The organism is Streptomyces sp. ISL-96 (genome assembly GCF_018614035.1).
Taxonomy (GTDB): Bacteria; Actinomycetota; Actinomycetes; order Streptomycetales; family Streptomycetaceae; genus Streptomyces.
Map to the genome: position 1 here is coordinate 1 of NZ_JAGGPA010000066.1, position 14,337 is coordinate 14,337.

Consider the following 14,337-nt stretch of genomic DNA (forward strand, 5'->3'; position numbering starts at 1 on the left):
GGCGGCGGGTGGGCGGGACGCGGTGGCGGTCGCGGGTGAGTGGGGCGACGGTGGTCGCGGTCGGGAGGTTCCGCCGATGGACCGCGACTTGGCCACCTGGGACCGCGTCACGTCGGTACTCGACGGCCTCACCGGCGGCGGATCTGCCGACTAGGGCGGGCGTACCCTGCGGGGCTTTCCCCTATCGGCCCCTTCCCGCTGTGCCACTTTGTGGCTCCGCCGCGTGGAGGCGCTGCCCCAGAGCCCGCTCCTGGGGTCTGGGGCCCGCCGCCTCAGAGCTTGCGGGCCACGCCCGTGTAGCCCGGGATCGGGTCGTCGCCCGTAACCGGGACCACTTCGCCCAGCTCCGGCCGCCAGTCCGCGGCCAGCGAGACACCGGGGTCGACGAGCTCGAAGCCGTTGAAGAACTCGGTGAACTCCTCACGCGAGCGCGGCCGCAGCGTGAGCCCCTTGGCGGCGTACAGCGCGGACGCCTTCGCCGCGCCCTCCGGGTCGAAGTCCCCGGTGATGTGGGACAGGACGAGGAAGCTGCCGGGCGCCAGCCGGTCCATCAGCCGGTTCACCAGTGCGTGCGGACCGTCCTCGTCACCCACGAAGTGGAGAAGGGCGACGAGGGACAGCGCGACCGGCTTCGTGAAGTCGAGCGTCTTGCCGGCCCTCTCCAGGATGACGTCGGGTTCACGGGCGTCCGCCTGGATGTACTCGGTGGCACCCTCCGGCGTGGAGCGCAACAGAGCCCCCGCGTGGGCAAGCACGATCGGGTCGTTGTCGCAGTACACGATGCGCGCGTCGGGAGCGGTGTGCTGGGCGATCTGGTGAAGGTTCGGCTCGGTCGGTATGCCCGAACCGATGTCGAGGAACTGTAATACGCCGTTCTCGGCGAGCCAGCGCGTCGCACGGTGCATGAACGCCCGGTTGACCCGCGCCATGTCGCGCCCCCGGGAGTCGAGGGTGAGGAGCTGGCGTGCCATCTCCTCGTCGACCGGATAGTTGTCCTTCCCGCCCAGAAACCAGTCGTACATGCGCGCCGGATGCGGCTTGCTGGTGTCGATCTCGATGGCGGTGTGCTCTTGCCCGGTCATACGGCGCTCCATGGGTCGTGGGTGAACGGTTGACTGTGAACGGGGGAAGAGGGAAGGGGAAGGGGAAAAGGCGAAGGGAGGGAACTCAGGTGAGGAGGAAGTCGGCCTGGCCGGCCTTCGCTCCCCGGATGAAGGCGGCGATCTCGCCGGGCGTGTAGATGAGCGCGGGACCCTCGGGGTCGGCGGACTGGCGGACGGCGACCCTGCCGTCGGCCAGCTTCATCGCCTCGATGCAGTTGCCGCCATTGCCTCCGCTCCACGGCTTGTACCAGCCCTCCGCGGGCAGGTCGTTCGCGGGCATGCCGTTGTATATCCAGTCCATCTCATAGCTCCTCGCGGAGATTTCTGAGAATCTCCTTTGTGCGTTGTGCAGTCGCGGCCTGAGCCGCCATGCGGTCCATGACCTCAAGGTGGGCCGCCACCTCGGGGCGCGCGTCGAGATAGACGGCGCCGGTCAGGTACTCGCTGTAGACCATGTCCGGGAGTTCCGGTACGGCGAAGCGGAAGAGGACGAACGGGCCGTAGGTCCCGGGGTGGTGCCCCGTCGAGAACTCGACGACCTGCAGGGTGACATTCGGCATTTCGACGGCCTCCAGGAGGCGGTCGATCTGCTCCCCCAGCACATCCGGGCTGCCGACCGGCCGGCGCAGGACCGTCTCGTCCATGACGACCCAGAACTTCGGGGCGTCGGGGCGGGTGAGGAGGCTCTGGCGCTCCATGCGCAGGGCGACATGCCGCTCGATGGCGTCGGCGGCCCCGGAGCCGGTCCGGCCGATGGCTCCGCTGCGCATGATGGCGCGGGCGTAGCTCTCGGTCTGCAGAAGGCCCGGCACGAATTGCGGTTCGTACGCCCTGATGAGCGACGCGGCGCCCTCCAGGCTGACGTACATGCTGAACCAGTCGGGCAGGATGCCGTGGAACCGCTGCCACCAGCCGGGCTTGTTCGCCTCCTCGGCCAGCTCGACGAAGGAGTCGATGTCGTGAGCGGAATGCCCGTACGCCTGCAGCAGGAGCTGCACGTAGGGGATTTTGAGCGCGACCTCGGCCGTCTCCATCCTGCGGATGGTGGCCGGCGTGACGCGGAGCACCTTGGCGGCCTGTTCACGGCTCAGGCCCGCTCTCTCGCGCAGGTCCAGCAGGCGCTTCCCGAGAACGACCTGACCCACCGTCGGGGCGGACCTCGGTTCACTCACTTCAGACCTCCCCATGGGCTGTTGCGAGCAGTGTGCCACGCGGTCGCGACCAAAGAAACGACACTCTGTCATTTTCATAGTGCCCCTTGCCAAGTGTCCCGTTCAGAGGGAGAGTTGGGTTGTGAACCAGTTCACGCGGACGTCGCGCGCTGCCCACCGAGGGGGAAGCAGCTGCCCGGCGCTGCCCCCACCGTGAGGAAACGCTCGTGGCACCAGGCACTGCGCTCGTCCCCCAGCTCATGGACCACTGCCGGGGGACGGCCATACGGCGGTACGGGTTCGATTTGCCGGCACGAGCCGAATTCGTCGCCACTGCCAGGCGCCTGACCAGACAACAGCTGACGCAGTGGGGCGTCGGCGAGGATGCCTGCGACACCGCCGCGCTGATCGTCTCCGAACTGTTCACCAATGCCGTACTGCACACCGCGAGCGAACAGGTCGTCTGCGAGCTGCGCGACAGCGACGGCCGCTTGCGTGTCGCCGTGAAGGACCAGGGACTGCGCCCCACCGGCCCGCGGCTGCGCCAGGCCGGGGACGAGGAACACGGACGCGGGCTGCAACTCGTCGACACCTTGAGCAGCTTCTGGGGAACGCGCGATGTGGCGGACGGTCCCGGGCGCATCGTCTGGGCGGAGCTTCCTTGCTGAGGTCCGTGATGACCAGCCTGCCGGCCGGCAGGCTGTCGCGCGCCCGGCGGCAAGGGAGCGGCGTACAGAACGACGTACAGAACGGCGAGCAGGACGGCGGACGGCGCAACGGGAGGGTCCGTCTGCCGGTCCCGCCAGGGCTGTCGGCGCCGCTCGGCTGTGACGCGGTGGGGCTTCCCGCGCGGCACGGGTTCCGGATGATGGCGCACCTGTCCCGGCCGGGGTGCGTCTTCGCCGACGCCGACTGGTGGTGGTGGATCGTGCCGGCCGAGTCGGACCTCGGGCTCGTCTGGCCGCAGCCCGCCCGTTACGTCCCCGGGGCGTACGTACCCGCGACGCGTCCGCGCCTGATCCACTCACCGGAAGGCGGCGCGCCGTACACGCCGCCGATTCCGCTCTACCTGATGGTCTGCCGGGTCGCGGGCACCGCTCCGGCGTGGTCGACTGTGCCGCGTCAGGGGTCCTGACCCGCCACCGCGCGAGCCGCCGTTCCGATTTCGCACCCTGGACAACGCATGGCGGGCCGCGAGTCAATTCCCTGAGTGCCGGTTCTGGCATGCCCAGCTCAGGGGAGGAATCTCCGCGCCATGAACAGACCCTCGTTACGCAGACACGCCCCGCACGCCACCCTGCACGCCGCCCTGACCGCCGTCACCGCTGTCGCCGTCGCGATCGGAACGGTTCTCGCCTCGGGACCGCCCTCCGCCGCCGAGCCCGGCAGAACGCCCGTCGTCACATGGGCCGCCAGCACGGACCGGCTGTCCACCGCCGGCGCCGCCCCTGAGCGTACGTACCGGCTCGTCGTACGCACCAGCGCGGGCGGCAGCGGGCTGCGCGTCCGGCTCTCCAACGCCTTCGGTACCCAGCCGGTGACCTTCGGCCGCGCGTACGCCGGACTGCGGGCCACCGGCGCCGCGCTGGTGCCGGGCACCAACCGGCCACTGTCCTTCGCCGGATCGCCGTCGGTCACCGTCCCGCCCGGCGGCTCGGTCTACAGCGACCCGCTGCCGGGCACCGTACGGCCGCAGTCCGACCTGGCCGTCAGCCTGTACGTACGGAGCGCGGGCGGCGCCGCGACCGGCCACAAGATGGCCCTGCAGACGTCGTACATCGCACCCGTCGGCAACCACGCCGCCGACGACTCCGCCGCGCCCTACACCCAGAAGATCACCTCGTGGTTCTACCTCGACGCCGTGACGGTGGGCGCCAGGCGCGGCACGGGCGCCGTGGCGACGCTCGGCGACTCGATCACCGACGGCGCGATCTCCACCCGCGACACCAACCGCCGCTGGCCGGACTTCCTGGCCCGCAGGCTGGACGCCGACCCCGGCTCGCGCGTCAAGGGCGTGGCCAACGAGGGCATCTCGGGCAACAAGGTCCTCAAGGACGGCTCCGGCGAGAGCGCGCTCAAGCGCCTCGACCGGGACGTGCTCTCGCAGCACGGCGTGCGCACCATGGTGCTGCTCGAAGGGGTCAACGACATCAAGGCCGTCCCCGCGCCGACAGCCGCCGAACTGATCGCCGGCTACCGGCAGATCGTCGACAGGTCGCACGCCGCCGGTGTGTGCGTCGTCGGGGCGACGGTCATGCCGTACGAGGGCTGGCGGGAGTGGACGCCGGCCGGAGAGGCCGTACGGCAGGAGGTCAATGCCTTCATCCGTGACAGCGGCGCGTTCGACGCGGTCGTCGACTTCGACAAGGCGGTCATGGACCCGGCCGCGCCGACCCGGATCCTCCCGGCGTACGACAGCGGCGACCATCTGCACCCCAACGACCTCGGGATGCGGACGATGGCGGACACCGTCGATCTGAAGAGCCTGCGCTGTTCCAGGCGTTAGGGCAGCGGTGCGTCGCGGCGCGGTCTCCGCACGTTCCCGGGAACGGTCTTGCGCCGTTCCTCAGAGGGAACGCAGCGCTTCCCGGGCGCGCTTCACCAGTCCGTCGGCGCTGCACTGCTCGGCGAGGGCCAGGCCCTTGGCCAGCTCGCGCTCCGACCGCGCCGCGATGCCGTACTCGACGCGCGCCACGGCGTGCTCGTACGCACAAGGGGATCCTTCGAGGAACGCGACCGCCTTGGCCAGCAGCTCCACCGCCTTCCCGCCCTCCTCCAGGGCAGCCGCACAGCGCAGTGATTCCCCGATGGCGGTGTCCGTGCCGAAGCGCTCCGCGCGGTCCCGCACATAGGCGGCGAGTTCCGCGGCACGGCCGGGGTCGTCGGCGGCCACCGCACGGGCGAGATCGCTCGCCCACGGGGCCATGACACCGTTGTGCCGGCCCCGCGCGGTCAACGCCTCTCCCGCGGCTTCGAGTTCGACGACGGCTTCCTTGGTGCGGCCCTGGGCGAGCAGCAGCCTTCCCCGTACGCACTGCGCGTCGGGAATGACGATCGACGACGGGTACGGCGGCGCGAACGCGTGGCGGTCGGCCGCCTCCTGGGCGGCGTCGATCCTGCCTTGTGCGAGCAGCGTGTCGATGAGCATGCAGGCGGCGTCCCAGTGGATCGGCAGGCCGTTCCCGACGCGCTCGGCAAGGCGCAGGCTTTCGCGCAGGTACATCTCGGCCTGGGCGAGTCTGCCGCGCCTGCGCTGCAAGTAGCCGACGAGGGCGTGGGCGAAGGCGAGATGGCCGCCGCTCCAGCCGGAGATCTCGAAGGCGCGCAGGGCCTCGTCGAAGAGGCTCTCGGCCCGGTCGAGCCGGTCCGCGAAGGCGTACGTGAGGCCCAGCAGGGCCGGCGGCTCGAAGCCCCAGGCGGTGTTGGTCCAGCCGAGGCCGGGCGCGAGCCTGCCGTCCAGGAGGGCGCGGTCGGAGATCTGCACGATCTCCTCGGCGTTCTCCCCGCGTGCGGTCCCGTCGAAAGCCCTGAGTATGAGCAGCACGCGTTCGGAGTTGTCGCGGCCCTGGAGGCCGTCGGCCATCGCGGCGAGGCGCCGGGAGCGGCCGGGGCCGTCGTCCTCGGCCGCCTGGACGCCCTCCCACAGGAAGTGCACGGCCTGGAGCCGCATCCGGTCCGGGCCGGGGGCGCTCCTGGCGACCTCGGCGGCCACGACCTGCGCCGCTTCCCGCGTCTGGTTGTTGTGGGTGAGTGCCTGGGACAGCCGGAAGACCGCGTCCACACGCTGAGCGGCGTCCAGGCCGGGCATGCCGAGGGCGGCCCGCAGGTGGCCCACCGTGGTGGCCGGCGAGGTCAGGAGGGTGGCGCAGCCCAGTTCGTACAGCACCGAGGCATGCTCTTCCGGCAGCGGAGGCTCCTGTACGGCGCGCTCCAGACAGCGCCTGGCGGCGTCCGGAGCACCGACGGCGAGGTGCTCGGAGGCGGCCTCGCGCAGCTGGGCGACCAGCTCCGGGTCGTCGTCCGGGTGGACTTCGAGGAGGTGCCTGGCGGCGGCCGCCGCGCCCCTGCCCGCCTGCGTGACGGCCCAGGCGGCCTGGCCGTGCATGGCGGTGCGGGTGGCCGGTGGAATGGCACGGTAGACGGCGCCCGCGATGAGCGGGTGGACGAACTCCATCGGGTCCGTGCCCGCGAGTATGCGGGCCGCGCGCAGGCGTTCGGCGCAGTCGGCGGCCTGGGCGCGGCCCAGCCCGGCGAGCGATGCGGCCAGGTCCAGGGAGATCTCCGTACCGAGAATGGCGGCCGCCCAGGCGAACCTGGTGGTGGCGGTGCCCAGTTCTTCCAGCCGGTTGATCAGGCCGGTGCCACGCGCGGACGCGCCGAGGGCGCGCAGGGAGCCCGCGGAACCCTCGACGGGATCCAGGCGTTCGTCGCACACCTTGGCGACGAGCTCCACGGTCTCGTAGAGGTTCCCGCCGGTGACGGCCCACAACTCACGGCAGAACGGATCGTCCGCGTGCTCGCCGAGGGCGGCCCGTGCGAGGTTCGCCACGGCGTCGGGGGTGAGCGCCCGCAGGGAGACGCACTGCCGGGCGGCGGCTTCCATCGCGCGGATGAATTCCGCGGTGTCGCCGCTGGGTTCCTCCGTGCGGTACGCGATGACGACGAGCGCGGGAAGGTCGTCGCGCTGGGCGAAGGACGCCAGCCAGCCGAGCGTCTCCAGGTCGGACCAGTGCGCGTCGTCGACCATCAGGACCAGCGGCCGGTGTGCGGCTGCCAGGCGCAGGAGCAGGGTGTCCAGGCCGTCACGGACACCCTGGGGATCGGCCCGGCCGTCGGGCGGCGCCACGCCGAGCGCGGGGCCGATGATCTCGTACCCGTCGCCGAGCAGCTCCCTGGTGTCCACCGCGCCGGGCAGCGCGATCGCGGGCTGCAGGAGTTGCCGTACGACGTGGAAGGGGACGGAGGTGACCGTCTCGCCACCTCGCGCGGACCACACCGCGCACCGTCCCTCGGCCAGTCGCCGAATCTCGGACAGCAGCGCTGTCTTGCCCAGGCCGGCCTCGCCGCTGAAGACGAGAACTCCACCGGCAGACGCGTCCGCGCAGAGCGCTTCGACGGCGTGTGCGGCGGCGGCGAGTTCCGTCTCTCGTTCCAGCAGCGGGACGGTGACCGGGTGCTCCGTGCCGGACACCATCATCCCTCCCCAAAACCGTGGCGGATCTCGAGCGTAGCCGGGCAGCGCGGCGGGTGGAATCTATCCGCGCACTTCGGTCCGGTACGAGTGAACGACCGTTACCCGGCGCTCCGTCACTGGTCGGCCCGGCCGCCGGATTCTGGGCCTCCGGTCAGGGCGCGGGCGGTCGGGGTTGTATACAACCGGCGCAGAAAGACCACCCCGACGGCGATGGCGACTCCGTGGGACGGTCAATGGGGCTGCGGCTCATCCCCCGGCTCGTACACGCGGCGGACGCTCGTGCCCAGGCGTGACAGGTCCGCGCCGTACACGTGCAGGGAAATCGCCACGTCCGTGCCCGCGTTCCACACCCGGTGGATGTCACCGGGCGGCGCGAACCCGCACACCGTCCCCTGCGGGTTGACGATGTCGGCCGTGGCGACCAGCCGCGCCGCGGTGCCGTCGCAGGACGGGACGAGCCGGTAGCGCCGCTCGTGTTCGGCGCCCGCGTGGACGCCGGTCGTGCACCACGCCACATGGTCGTGCACCGGGGTGCGCTGGCCGGGCAGCCAGACGAGTGCGACGACCGAGAAGCTGCCGTCGCGCTCCGCGTGCAGCAGATGCTGGCGGTAGCGCTCCGGATCGCTCGCGCGCTGCCCCGCGGTGAGCAGGTCGTCGGCGCCGAGGTGCGGCGCGAGCCGCTCGCCGACGAGGTACGCCGTCGGGTCGGGCGGCAGGCCGAGGCCGACGGCCTCGCGGATTTCGGAGATCAGGACGGCGAGCCGAGTCGTCGTACGCACCGCCGTGGCTGCGGTGCTTGCAGTCGCCGCGGTTGAAGAAGCCGAAGAGGTCATAGCCGCAGCCTCGGGCCACCCGGCCGCTACGTCCAAGGAGGGTCTGTGCGGCATCGGCCAAGCTGCGCTTATGAGTTGGGGGCGATGTCAGCAGCCGATCTTGTTCGCCGCGACCGTCTTGAGCTCTCCGAGCACCAGCGCGGTGGCCGGAATCCGCAGATGCTCGCGCAGGACGTACGCCGAAATCCGCCGCCGGGACGCCGGCTGCAACGCACGCCCCGCCACTTTGGGGTGGCGGAGGAAGTTGAGGACCAGGCCCGGCATCATGGCGACGCCGAGCCCCTCCGCGACGAGGCTCTGCACCACAAGGTTGTCGTCGGTGGTGAAGGCGATGTCGGGGGCGAAGCCCTGTTCGGCGCACTCATGCAGGAAGTGGACGCGGCAGCGCCGGCAGCCCGCGATCCAGCGCTCGCCCGCGAGGTCGGCCAGCCGCACGGCGCGGCGCCGCGCGAGCAGATGACCGGTCGGCAGCAGTACCAGCAGCTGGTCCTCCATCAGCGGTACTTCCATCACCTCGTCCGGTACGTCTTCGTGCAGCCCCGGATAGGTGAAGGCGAGCGTGATGTCGCATTCACCGCTCACGAGGCGCCGCAGCGACTCGGGCGGCTCCTCCTCCAGGAGTTCCACGCCGATCCCCGGGTGGCCGGCGGCCAGCAGGGCCATGGCCTCGGGGACGAGGGTGGCATTGGCGCTGGGGAAGGCGCAGACGCGCACGCGCCCGGCGCGCAGCCGGGTGAGGGAGCTCATCTGCTGCCGCGCGGCGGACATGTCGTCGAGGATGACGGTCGCGTGCCGCGACAGCGTCTCCCCGGCTTCGGTCAGCCGCAGGCCGCGCCCGAAGCGGGTGAACAAGGGTGTACCGACGTCGCGTTCGAGCGCCTTCATCTGCTGGGTGATCGCGGGCTGCGTGTATCCGAGCGCGCGGGCGGCCGCGGAGTAGGAGCCGGTTCTGACCACTTCGTGGAATGTCTTGATGTGCCGCGTGTCGAACACCCTTGGAACATAAGCAGAATTTGGGAGGTGTGAACATCACTTCTTCGGCCGCGATGGATGACCGGATCGGCTCAGTCGGTGACGTGAACGGTGATGTCGATGTGGTGGGGGCCTGGGCGGCCGGTGGTGCGGATCACGGCGTCGCCCGGGCGCACCGCGCGGACCTCCCATTCACGAAAGCCCGGGTCGGTTTCGTAGTCGACCGGTACGAGCACGACGGCGGCGCCGTCGCCTTCGACCGCCGGAGGCGTCCAGCGCCGGCGACCGTCGAGCCGCAGGCGCGCCGTTACGCCGCTGCTGAGGGTCACCGTGCGGCCGCTGTCGTCCTCGGTGAGGACGAACGACGAGGCGGACGGCACTGGCGACGACGGCAGCGACGAGGACGGCTGCGGCAAGGACGGCTGCGAGGGCGACGGCTGTGCAGGCGGCGGAGACGGCAGCTCGGCCGTCCCGGAGGTCCAGGGACGGGCAGTTGTGGCGGTCGTGGTGCTGCTGGTGCCGGACAGCTCGGGCGGGTCCGTGCACGCGGCTGCCGCCACCCCCAGGATCAGGGTGACGGCAGCCGCGCGGAACGGGCGTACCCGCGTGCGAACTCGCGTCATACGAGCGGGACGTTGATGCACGTCAAAATCTTCGCCTGCGCGGCGAGTTCCTTCCGTGTCGTATCCGGGTCGAGCCGTACCTTCTCAGCGTTCTGGACCGCCTCCAGGAACGGCGTGTCCGCCTTCAGGTCACCATCAGTGTCGACCTTCTCGCCCGCTTCGAAGGACCCGTTCGCGAAGTTCAGCCAGGCAGCCAGCAGTTGACGGTCGAAGGCGCGCTCCGGGTCGAGCAGGGCGAGGACGAGCGTGTCCGCCGCCTTCTCCCGCGTGGACACGTCGACGGTCTCGGAGAAGACCGCACTGGCGCCGGGCGGCGTCGCTCGCGTGCGCGTCGGGGACTTCGGGGAAGACCGCACTGGCGCCGGGCGGCGTCGCTCGCGTGCGCGTCGGGGACTTCGGGGACGAGGCTGCCGGCCACGGTGACGATGCGCCCGCGCTTGTCCACGGCGACGGAGAGCCGCCCACCGTGTACGGGAACGCCGCTCGGGTCCGCCTGCCCGATGAAGACGTGCCGTACGCCGTTGTGTTTGGTGCAGTAGGACTTGACGACCTCCAGAGCGGAAAGCTCGGCCGCCGAGAGACCGTACAGATCGGCGTGGTCGCGTACGTGATGCAGCGCGACGGTTCCCGGCTCGGCGTCGCTGGCGCCGGTCAGCGCGCCCTTCCCCCGCGGCGAGACGAGCCGGGGCGTACCGAAGCGGCCCCAGCGCACTCCCGCGCCGTCCAGCTCCCGCGCCGCGCGCAGCTGCCTGGCGGTGGGCGCGGTCCGCTTCTCGCCGCGTACGTCGATGTCCGGATACGGCCGGTCAGGCCGTTCGTCGGGGGGTCTCTTTCCGGTGTCGCCGACGTTCGCGGCGGCAGTGGCCACCGGTACGACCGTGGTCGCCGGCAGCGCCAATAACACGGCGGCATGAGTAAAGGCCGGGCTCTGCGAGCGTGCGAGGACAGCATCAGTACTCCCCCGTTCCCTGGATCCCCAGACAGTGACGCGGGACACAGTGCGTGCGCATGACAACCCGGGGAAGAACGCGGAACGGGACCAAGTCCCGTTCCGCGCAGGGTCGGGTCGAGTCGGCTACGGCTTGCGCGCCACCCCGGCGTAGGCATCGACCGAAACGCCCGGGCCCACCGCGTCACCCTCTTCCGGCTGCCACTGCGTGACCTGCACGAACCCGGGGTCCAGGAACTCCAGCCCGTCGAAGTACCCGGCGACCTCCTCGACGCCGCGCGGGTAGTACGGGACCGCGCCACTGGAGTTGTACGCCTTCGAAGCGGCGATCATGCCCTCGCTGGTGGCCGTGCAGTCGCTGATCACCAAGTAGCTGCCCGACGGCAGGGCGTCGACGAAGCGGGAGACCAGCGCCCGGGCCTCCTCGTAGTCGGCGACATGCCCCAGCACGTTGAGGAGCATCAGCCCCACGGGCCGGTCGAAGTCGAGCGTCCGCGCCGCGCCCGCCAGTACGGCGTCGGGCTCGTACAGGTTCGCGTCCAGGTAGTCGGTGGCGCCTTCCGGCGTACTGACCAGCAGGGCGCGGGCGTGAGTGAGCACCAGCGGGTCATTGTCGACGTACACGATCCGGGATTCGGGCGCGGCCCGCTGGGCGACCTCGTGCGTGTTGTCGGCGGTCGGCAGGCCCGTACCTATGTCGAGGAACTGCCGGATGCCCTGCTCGGCGACGAGTCTGCGCACCGCGCGTCCGAGGAAGTGGCGGCTGGTCAGGGCCACATCGACAAGTCCGGGAAAGATCTCCTTGATCTCGTCCCCGATCTGCCGGTCCACCTCGTAGTTGTCTTTTCCACCCACGAAGTAGTTCCAGAAACGGGCGGAGTGCGGCTTCCCCGTGTCAATCTCAGCCATGAAATTGCCTCCTGCAGGACATCGTTCGGTCAGCCCCAACCTAACCCCCGCCCGCTGACGGGATGCGACGGAGGGTGCCCCGCAACTCCCTTCGCGCGCCGGGAATTTGGCTGCGAAGCCCAATCCAGCCGGAGGGGGCGACTACGACGACTACGGCGTACGGAACTCGTAGAAGCCGCGGCCGAAGGTGGCCGCCACCAGACGGTGGTGCGCGGCGTCGTACTCAAGGTCGCCCACCGGGACCAGTGGCATGCCGCCGCCGAGCCGCCGCCAGCCGCGGGAGCCGTTGGTGAAGACGCCCTGGTCCGTGGCCGCGTAGAGCTTGCCGCCGCCGACCAGGACCACGTCGTTCACCGGGGCCTGCGGAAGGTTGCCGGAGAGGTCGGTCCAGCTCGCGCCGGCGTCGGTCGTACGCAGCAGATGCGGCTGCGCCTCTCCCGCGCGGTACCCGGACAGCGAGACGTACGCCGTGCCGGGGTCCTTCGGGTCGACGGCGACCCGCGTCACCCAGGGCTGCCCTTCGAGGACCTTCGTCCAGTGGGCGCCGAGGTCGCGGGTGACCCAGACGCGGCCGTCGTCCGTACCCGCCCATAGGGTGCGGCCGTCGCGGGCGGCGGCGACGGTGGTGAGGGTGCCGTACGGGTAGGTATCACGACTCGGCCCGCCGGTGAGGTCGGGGCTGATGGGCTGCCAGCTCACTCCGCCGTCGGTGGAGCGGTTCAAACGGTTGCCGCCGTAGTACATGACGCGCGGGTTCACCGGGTCGAACTGGAGCGGGGTGAACCAGTTGCGCCGGTCCGACGTCGTCGCCGCCGTGAAGTACGTCATGGCGTTGCCACCATTGACCGAGCGGGCGCAATTGCCGTACTGGTAGCAGGCGTAGACGTTGTCGCGGTCGGCCGGATTGATGAGGTTCTGGAGCCCGTCACCGCCCAGATACTCGTTGAAACCGGCCCCGCCCCAGGACCGCAGCGAGCCGTTGTCCTGCGCGCCGCCCGATATCCGGCCGGTGTCCTGCGGGGTGGTGGCGACGCTGTAGAGCTGCGTCCACGGCATGTACGTCGCCTTCGTCCAGCCCCGGTGGCCGTCGGCCTCGGAGCGGTAGACGCCGCCGTCATTGCCGAGGTAGACGCGTGAGGGGCGGCTCGGGTCCCAGACCATGGCGTGCTGGTCGACGTGTACGGCGTTGCTCTCGCCGGTCCAGTTGGCGCCGCCGTCCTTGGACGTCATCAGGGCGACCCCGGCCGCGTGTACATGGCGTGAGTCGTCCGGGTCGACCCAGACCTTGCCGAACCACCACGAGAACCCGCCCTGCGACTGGGCGAGCTTGCTGTCGTCGGGCAGCCTGGTCCAGCTCTCCCCCGCGTCGGCCGACGTGAAGAATCCGGCGAAGCCGCCCTTCGCGTCGCCCACGAGCGCGTACAGCCGACCCGGTTCGGATGCCGCGACGCCGAGCCCGATACGCCCGACGTCCGGGCCGGCGGCGGGCAGTCCGCCGCCCAGCCGCCGCCACGTGGAGCCTCCGTCGTCGGAGCGGAAGACGCCGGAGCCCGTGCCGCCGTACGTGCGCTTGTCGGGCTCGCGCCGCCGGTCCCACAGGACGGCGTACACCCGGTCGGGGTCGGAGGGGTCGATCTGCACGTCGACGGCGCCAGTGAATTCATTCGGTACGCCCAGCACGTGCCGCCAGGACCTCCCCGCGTTCTCGGACAGATACACGCCGCGGTCACCACCGGGGACGTAGAGCGAACCGGCGGCGGCCGCGAAGACGCGGTCCGGGTCCCGGGGATCGGTGCGCAGCGCGCCGACCGTACCGGAATCACGCAGGCCGACGGACTTCCAGCTCTCGCCGTCGTCGGTCGAGCGGTAGACGCCCGTGCCTTCGTACGTGAGGCTGCCGCCGCCCGGGTTGGGCTCGCCGGTCCCCGCGTAGAGGGTCCCGTCGGAGGAGGTGGTGACCGCGCCCATCGCCTGGGTCTGGTCCTGCGGCCAGGCAGGGCTGAAGGTGCGCCCGGCGTTGGTCGAACGCCACAACCCGCCGCTGGCGGCCGCCGCGTAGACGGTGTCGCCGTCGTGCGGGTCGAGGGCGAGATCGACGATGCGACCGCCGATGTTGGTGGGGCCGAGGGACTTCCACTTGCCGGGCGTACGGGGTAACTCGGCGGCCTGGTCAGCGGCGGAGTCGTACGCGTGGCGAGGCAGCGCTTGTCCCGGAATCTTCTTCTGCAGGTAGCTGTACTCCGCCGGGGCGGCAGGACCGCGCAGTACGTCGGAAACACCCTCGGCGGCCGTGGCCGCTCCGGCGGACTGCGAGCCCGGGGCCACAAGGCCGGCCGCGACCAGGGCCACCCCGACGACTGCCCACTGTGCTGTTCGGCCGGCTCTCCGGCGGCTGGTTCTGAGCATGAGCGCACTCCTTACGCGACTTCGACGGCACGTAACGAGGCGCAACCTCTCACCAAATACCCATAGCCCACCAGTAGTTCACTTCAGCCAATCTCCGAACTCGAGAGCTCTTCCGGTACGCCCGGTGACCGGCTCGGTGCCGGCCGGGCCGTGGCGGGCCGTGGCGGGCCGGCGTCGCGGTGACGTGGACCGTGGTC

General features: G+C 70.9%; 14 protein-coding genes. 3 read left to right on the forward strand and 11 right to left on the reverse strand.

What is annotated here, in order from left to right; translation table 11 throughout:
* Positions 1–272: 272 nt before the first annotated feature.
* The 3 genes from J7E96_RS31630 to J7E96_RS31640 form a co-directional block, all read right to left on the reverse strand.
* The gene (locus J7E96_RS31630) at positions 273–1,082 is read right to left on the reverse strand and encodes an SAM-dependent methyltransferase (protein ID WP_215136434.1); all 810 of its coding nucleotides are present in this window, start codon (positions 1,080–1,082) and stop codon (positions 273–275) included.
* Positions 1,083–1,167: 85 nt separating this feature from the next.
* Complete coding sequence (locus tag J7E96_RS31635; RefSeq protein WP_215136436.1) at positions 1,168–1,404, reverse strand: DUF397 domain-containing protein; 237 nt, start codon at positions 1,402–1,404, stop codon at positions 1,168–1,170.
* A gap of 1 nt (position 1,405) precedes the next feature.
* On the reverse strand, positions 1,406–2,275 hold the full coding sequence (locus J7E96_RS31640; RefSeq protein ID WP_215136438.1) for a helix-turn-helix transcriptional regulator: 870 nt from the start codon (positions 2,273–2,275) through the stop codon (positions 1,406–1,408).
* Between the two features lie 206 nt (positions 2,276–2,481).
* Between J7E96_RS31640 and J7E96_RS31645 the strand changes: the two genes are divergently transcribed.
* The 3 genes from J7E96_RS31645 (at position 2,482) to J7E96_RS31655 (ending at position 4,760) form a co-directional block, all read left to right on the forward strand.
* Complete coding sequence (locus J7E96_RS31645) at positions 2,482–2,922, forward strand: ATP-binding protein (protein ID WP_215136439.1); 441 nt, start codon at positions 2,482–2,484, stop codon at positions 2,920–2,922.
* Positions 2,923–2,930: 8 nt separating this feature from the next.
* Complete coding sequence (locus J7E96_RS31650; RefSeq protein WP_251070730.1) at positions 2,931–3,389, forward strand: hypothetical protein; 459 nt, start codon at positions 2,931–2,933, stop codon at positions 3,387–3,389.
* Positions 3,390–3,509: 120 nt separating this feature from the next.
* Entirely contained in the window at positions 3,510–4,760 is a 1,251-nt protein-coding gene (locus J7E96_RS31655; protein WP_215136441.1) for an SGNH/GDSL hydrolase family protein, read from the forward strand.
* A 60-nt stretch (positions 4,761–4,820) separates the two neighbouring features.
* Here the strand turns inward: J7E96_RS31655 and J7E96_RS31660 are convergent, their stop codons facing one another.
* The 8 genes from J7E96_RS31660 to J7E96_RS31695 all read right to left on the reverse strand — a co-directional run bounded on the left by J7E96_RS31660 (position 4,821) and on the right by J7E96_RS31695 (position 14,140).
* Positions 4,821–7,448, reverse strand: coding sequence for an AAA family ATPase (locus J7E96_RS31660; RefSeq protein WP_215136443.1), 2,628 nt, complete (start codon positions 7,446–7,448; stop codon positions 4,821–4,823).
* A 230-nt stretch (positions 7,449–7,678) separates the two neighbouring features.
* Positions 7,679–8,281 carry a cysteine dioxygenase family protein gene (locus J7E96_RS31665; RefSeq protein WP_215136445.1) on the reverse strand — a complete coding sequence of 201 codons (603 nt, stop codon included), beginning with the start codon at positions 8,279–8,281 and terminating at the stop codon, positions 7,679–7,681.
* Between the two features lie 87 nt (positions 8,282–8,368).
* Complete coding sequence (locus tag J7E96_RS31670) at positions 8,369–9,274, reverse strand: LysR family transcriptional regulator (protein ID WP_215136447.1); 906 nt, start codon at positions 9,272–9,274, stop codon at positions 8,369–8,371.
* 71 nt (positions 9,275–9,345) lie between these two features.
* On the reverse strand, positions 9,346–9,876 hold the full coding sequence (locus tag J7E96_RS31675; RefSeq protein ID WP_215136449.1) for a hypothetical protein: 531 nt from the start codon (positions 9,874–9,876) through the stop codon (positions 9,346–9,348).
* Positions 9,873–10,151, reverse strand: a complete 279-nt coding sequence (locus J7E96_RS31680) for a hypothetical protein (protein ID WP_215136451.1) — start codon at positions 10,149–10,151, stop codon at positions 9,873–9,875. Before J7E96_RS31680 ends, J7E96_RS31675 begins: the two co-directional genes overlap by 4 nt.
* A complete protein-coding gene (locus tag J7E96_RS31685; RefSeq protein ID WP_215136453.1) occupies positions 10,058–10,780 on the reverse strand; it encodes a hypothetical protein in 723 nt (240 codons plus the stop codon). The genes J7E96_RS31680 and J7E96_RS31685 overlap by 94 nt, the downstream gene beginning before the upstream one ends.
* Before the next feature lie 171 nt (positions 10,781–10,951).
* Positions 10,952–11,734 (reverse strand): SAM-dependent methyltransferase, encoded by a 783-nt coding sequence (locus J7E96_RS31690; protein ID WP_215136455.1) that lies wholly within the window; start codon positions 11,732–11,734, stop codon positions 10,952–10,954.
* 150 nt (positions 11,735–11,884) lie between these two features.
* Complete coding sequence (locus tag J7E96_RS31695) at positions 11,885–14,140, reverse strand: sialidase family protein (RefSeq protein ID WP_215136457.1); 2,256 nt, start codon at positions 14,138–14,140, stop codon at positions 11,885–11,887.
* Positions 14,141–14,337 lie beyond the last annotated feature (197 nt).

Excerpts from the sequence above, each read along its gene's own strand:
- J7E96_RS31630 (WP_215136434.1), bottom strand. The coding sequence starts at position 1,082 with ATGACCGGGCAAGAGCACACCGCCATCGAGATCGACACCAGCAAGCCG.
- J7E96_RS31635 (WP_215136436.1), bottom strand. The coding sequence starts at position 1,404 with ATGGACTGGATATACAACGGCATGCCCGCGAACGACCTGCCCGCGGAG.
- J7E96_RS31650 (WP_251070730.1), top strand. The coding sequence starts at position 2,931 with ATGACCAGCCTGCCGGCCGGCAGGCTGTCGCGCGCCCGGCGGCAAGGG.
- J7E96_RS31655 (WP_215136441.1), top strand. The coding sequence starts at position 3,510 with ATGAACAGACCCTCGTTACGCAGACACGCCCCGCACGCCACCCTGCAC.
- J7E96_RS31660 (WP_215136443.1), bottom strand. The coding sequence starts at position 7,448 with ATGGTGTCCGGCACGGAGCACCCGGTCACCGTCCCGCTGCTGGAACGA.
- J7E96_RS31665 (WP_215136445.1), bottom strand. The coding sequence starts at position 8,281 with ATGACCTCTTCGGCTTCTTCAACCGCGGCGACTGCAAGCACCGCAGCC.
- J7E96_RS31675 (WP_215136449.1), bottom strand. The coding sequence starts at position 9,876 with ATGACGCGAGTTCGCACGCGGGTACGCCCGTTCCGCGCGGCTGCCGTC.
- J7E96_RS31690 (WP_215136455.1), bottom strand. The coding sequence starts at position 11,734 with ATGGCTGAGATTGACACGGGGAAGCCGCACTCCGCCCGTTTCTGGAAC.
- J7E96_RS31695 (WP_215136457.1), bottom strand. The coding sequence starts at position 14,140 with ATGCTCAGAACCAGCCGCCGGAGAGCCGGCCGAACAGCACAGTGGGCA.